6 protein-coding genes and 1 pseudogene are annotated in these 3,903 nt (G+C 66.1%); 4 read left to right on the forward strand and 3 right to left on the reverse strand.

Annotated elements, in window-relative coordinates:
* On the reverse strand, nt 1-204 hold a 204-nt coding region (locus HMPREF2990_RS05820; RefSeq protein ID WP_141757816.1), incomplete at its 3' end, for a MerR family transcriptional regulator.
* A 98-nt stretch (nt 205-302) separates the two neighbouring features.
* On the opposite strand from HMPREF2990_RS05820, the gene merA reads away from it, so the two are divergent.
* From merA to HMPREF2990_RS05840, 4 genes are all read left to right on the forward strand, one after another.
* A complete protein-coding gene (gene merA / locus HMPREF2990_RS05825) occupies nt 303-1,724 on the forward strand; it encodes a mercury(II) reductase (protein WP_070763140.1) in 1,422 nt (473 codons plus the stop codon).
* 49 nt (nt 1,725-1,773) lie between these two features.
* A complete protein-coding gene (locus tag HMPREF2990_RS05830) occupies nt 1,774-2,076 on the forward strand; it encodes a hypothetical protein (RefSeq protein ID WP_083317031.1) in 303 nt (100 codons plus the stop codon).
* Between the two features lie 192 nt (nt 2,077-2,268).
* The gene (locus HMPREF2990_RS13340; protein WP_015381421.1) at nt 2,269-2,658 is read left to right on the forward strand and encodes a class I peptide chain release factor; all 390 of its coding nucleotides are present in this window, start codon (nt 2,269-2,271) and stop codon (nt 2,656-2,658) included.
* A gap of 168 nt (nt 2,659-2,826) precedes the next feature.
* Nucleotides 2,827-3,144 carry a hypothetical protein gene (locus HMPREF2990_RS05840; RefSeq protein ID WP_070484391.1) on the forward strand — a complete coding sequence of 106 codons (318 nt, stop codon included), beginning with the start codon at nt 2,827-2,829 and terminating at the stop codon, nt 3,142-3,144.
* On the opposite strand, the pseudogene HMPREF2990_RS05845 reads toward HMPREF2990_RS05840, so the two are convergent.
* Both HMPREF2990_RS05845 and HMPREF2990_RS05850 read right to left on the reverse strand, forming a co-directional pair.
* A pseudogene (locus HMPREF2990_RS05845) lies at nt 3,141-3,452 on the reverse strand (cytochrome c biogenesis protein DipZ); the annotation flags it as partial. The gene HMPREF2990_RS05840 and the pseudogene HMPREF2990_RS05845 overlap by 4 nt on opposite strands.
* 18 nt (nt 3,453-3,470) lie before the next feature.
* Nucleotides 3,471-3,903 (reverse strand): redoxin domain-containing protein (locus HMPREF2990_RS05850; RefSeq protein WP_141757813.1); only part of this gene is annotated, 433 nt, incomplete at its 5' end.

A 3,903-nucleotide genomic window follows, 5' to 3' on the forward strand; every position in this document is an offset into this window, starting at 1 on the left:
GTCGAGGATCTGGCGGATCTGGGCGAGGGTGAGGCCCGCGGCCTGGCCGCGGTGGATGAAGTCGATCCGAGCGACCGTCTCGGGCGCGTAGTCGCGGTATCCGGACGGCGTGCGCTCGGTCGGGGGTAGAAGGCCCTGTTCCTCGTAGAAGCGAAGGGTCTTCGCGGTAGTGCCCGCCCTCTCGGCGAGTTCTCCGATCCACATTGCTGTCTCCCTCCGTGGCCGCGCTTGACCTTCCCCTGCACTGGAAGGTCCAGTATGGCTGAGACAGAGCAGAAAGCCAAGAGTTGACAGGAGTAGCGATGCCTACGAAGTACGATCTCGCCATCATCGGATCGGGAGGCGGCGCGTTCGCCGCTGCGATCCGCGCCAGCACGCTCGGGAAGTCGGTGGTGATGATCGAGCGCGGGACGCTCGGCGGCACCTGCGTGAACACGGGCTGCGTCCCGTCGAAGGCGCTCATTGCCGCGGCCGGCGCGCGGCACGTCGCGGTCGACGCCGCAACCCGGTTCCCCGGGATCACGACGACGGCGGATCCCGTAGACATGCCCGCGCTGATCGCTGGGAAGCAAGCGTTGGTGGAGTCGCTGCGCGGCGAGAAGTACGCCGACGTCGCCGACTCCTACGGCTGGCAGGTCCGACGCGGCGACGCCTCGTTCGTGGGCACCCCTGATGCGCCGGTTCTCGATGTTGCCGGATCCGACGGAAGCGTCGAGACCATCGAGGCCCACCACTACCTGGTCGCGACTGGTTCTCGCCCGTGGGCACCGCCGATCGACGGCCTGGAGGAGACCGGATACCTGACCTCGACCACGGCGATGGAGCTGACGGAGGTCCCCGAGTCGCTGCTGGTGCTCGGCGGCGGCTACGTCGCCCTGGAGCAGGCGCAGCTGTTCGCCCGCCTCGGCTCGCAGGTCACGCTGCTCGTGCGGTCCCGGCTCGCGTCGAAGGAGGAGCCGGAGGTGTCGAAGGCGCTCCAGGAGGTGTTCGCCGACGAGGGCATCCGCGTCGTCAGCCGCGCAGTGCCCACCCGGGTCTCCCGCGGCACGGGAGGCGAGGCCGTCGTGACCGCCGCCTTGTCCGGCGGCTCGCAGGAGTTCCGCGCCGACCAGGTCCTGGTCGCCCTCGGACGCCGTCCCGTCACCGATGGCCTGAACCTCGATGCGGTCGGGGTGAATACCGGAGACTCCGGTGAGGTGGTCGTCTCCGACCGGCTGCAGTCCTCGAACCCGCGGGTCTGGGCCGCGGGCGACGTGACCGGGCACCCCGAGTTCGTCTACGTCGCCGCCCACCACGGCACCCTCGTCGCCGAGAACGCGTTCGCCGACGCCGACCGGTCCGTCGGCTACGCCCGCCTGCCGCGGGTGACGTTCACAGGGCCCGCGATCGGCGCGGTCGGGATGACCGAGAAGGACGTCCTCGCCGCGGGGATCCGCTGTGACTGCCGCGTCCTGCCCCTGCACCACGTGCCCCGCGCCTTGGTGAACCGCGACACCCGCGGGTTCATCAAGATCGTCGTGAACGCCGAGACGAACGAGATCCTCGGCCTGACCGCCGTCGCCAAGGACGCCGGGGAGCTCGCCGCCGCAGGCGTCCACGTGCTCGGCAGGACCGTCGCCGAGGTCGCCAACGCCTGGGCCCCCTACCTGACCATGGCCGAGGGCATCCGGATCGCCGCGAAGGCCTTCACCACCGACCCGTCGCTGCTGTCGTGCTGCGCATGAACGGCAACGCAGGTAATCGGAGAGATCTCATCCGGAAGAGGTGCAGACGATGAGCGCCGATCAGGACCGCGACGAACGGCGCGCCGGTTCCGTCGTCGCTGCAGTGACCGGGCTGCTCTTGCTGGCATGCTGTGCGCTTCCGTCGCTGCTCTGCTGCGGCCTGCCGTTCATCGCGGCGGGCGGAGCACTCGCAGGCATCGGTGGGCTCCTCGGTAATCCCTGGATCATCGGTGCCGGGACCGCCGTCGTGATGGCCGTCATGGCGGGGATGCTCGTCAGGCTACGGCGGCGGCACCGGCGCCGCAGGTCCGGCTGCTGCGAAAATCCTTCGACCGCTGATCGGAACCGGTAATTCGAGCGGATCCAGCGATCACTGCCACCTGCGGAGGCCGCTGAAATCGAAGCCCAACGGGAGAAGGAGGAGCAAAAAGCGTTCGAATCAACCGGTGACGAGGATAATACTGAGGCTGGATCCCGGCCGTCGCGACGCGGTCTCCGCTTCCGCCGAGACGAGAAAGGGTTGTGGGCACCTAGGCTGGGCGGCATGAACGACCTGACCATAGCGCCCGGCCCGGGGATCCCCGACGGTGCGGTCATCGCCGCCGATCTCGCGGAGCGTTTCGCGAAATCGTCGACTCCAGGCGGCCAGGGCGTCAACACGACGGACGGCAAAGTCCAGCTTTCCATCGATGTCGCCGAATGCGCATCGCTTACCGACGCCCAGCGTCACCGTATCTCGCGCAACCTCGAGCACCGCCTAGACGGCTCCGTCTTTACCGTGACTGCGTCGACTCAGCGGTCTGTGTTTCGCTCCTGGTCCTCTCGCCTGCACCTGCGACACAGCCTCGTGTCCCCGGGCCGTAGCGTTCGGGGGAGCACAATAGCCCCAGTCCTCATCACGTCCCGGGATCAAAGAGTTCATCGCAGAGGTTAAGCACTACACGTTGAACTTGAACTCAACGGCGTGTCGGCGCAAAGAAACCTTCCCGCTAAAGACAGCAAGTAAATCCAGAGAAGTACCGCAGGATGCGGTCATGGCGCTATCGCTCCCGGAACATCTAGCAACTCGGGAAGCAGTAGGGCACGGGAAGATGCGCGTCAAATGTACACCGCCCGCCAGGTCGAGTTGGGCACCAAGGTGCGCAAGCTGCTGGCGGACAAAGGCTACGTCTCCGTCGCCGCCCCCGGCTTCGAGGCCACCTCCATCGTGGTCATGTACGCCACCGCCCCGGAGCAGGCCAACGGATCCGCGTTCAAGCAGGCCGGCGTCCAGATCGCCAGCGGTGTTCCGCTGCAGGTCGGCGAGCCGGAGGGCTTTTCCGCCTTCCGCATCTGTCTGTTCGGCTTGGACAAGTGGGGCGATGTCGACGGCACCGTCGCGCGGTTCGCCGAGACGCTGGACAAGGTTGTCTCTGCCTAGCCGAAGGTCAACGAATACAGTTTCACGCCTGCCGTGGGCCGGATGCGCAGCACTCCCTCGGTGGGCGTGTCGCCTTTCGCAAGGTCGAGGGTTCCATCTGTGACCGGGAACGACTTTGTCGCACCGTCCGGATACTCGACTTCGATCTCTCCTTCACCCGAAACCACGAGCTGGACCCACTTGGCGAAGACGTTGATGTCCAGGTGTCCTCCACTGGTGGTCTGCACTGATTCCTCCTCGAGAATCCACGTCCCGTTCAAAGTGAACATGCCGCGCTCCGGAGCGGCCGGTTCACCGAAGTCGTGCTCGCCGTCGGTGTAACCGGGTTACTTGGTGTACTCGGCGCGCGCAGTGCCGAGATAAGTTTCCGGGTTGCGGCCCTTCGTACCGCCTGCTGCTTCGCCGCTTTCGACCGGTTCGGGGAGGTCGACGTCGGGGTTGGCGTCGATGAGCAATTCACGCACGAGCTTTTCTGTTTCGGCGTAGCTTCCCTCCCCTTCCACGATCTGCCGGACGTTGCCGTGCTTGTCCACCAGGTAGCGGGCTGGCCAGTAGCGGTTGTTGAAATTCCTCCATGTAGCGAAGTCATTGTCCTGCGCCACCGGGTAGTGGATACCTTCCTTTTCTACGGCGTTGCGGACATTGCCCAGGTCGTGCTCGAAAGCGTACTCAGGGGAATGGACGCCGACGACGGTGAGGCCGGAATCGCGATAAGTGTTATAAAGCTTGGTGATGTGCTCCCCCGCACGCTGACAGTTG

The sequence above is a fragment of the Corynebacterium sp. HMSC071B10 genome (assembly GCF_001814825.1).
Taxonomy (GTDB): domain Bacteria; phylum Actinomycetota; class Actinomycetes; order Mycobacteriales; family Mycobacteriaceae; genus Corynebacterium.

Bases quoted from the DNA above. Each gene is read 5' to 3' on its own strand.
- merA (WP_070763140.1), top strand. From the start codon at position 303: ATGCCTACGAAGTACGATCTCGCCATCATCGGATCGGGAGGCGGCGCG.
- HMPREF2990_RS05830 (WP_083317031.1), top strand. From the start codon at position 1,774: ATGAGCGCCGATCAGGACCGCGACGAACGGCGCGCCGGTTCCGTCGTC.
- HMPREF2990_RS13340 (WP_015381421.1), top strand. From the start codon at position 2,269: ATGAACGACCTGACCATAGCGCCCGGCCCGGGGATCCCCGACGGTGCG.
- HMPREF2990_RS05840 (WP_070484391.1), top strand. From the start codon at position 2,827: ATGTACACCGCCCGCCAGGTCGAGTTGGGCACCAAGGTGCGCAAGCTG.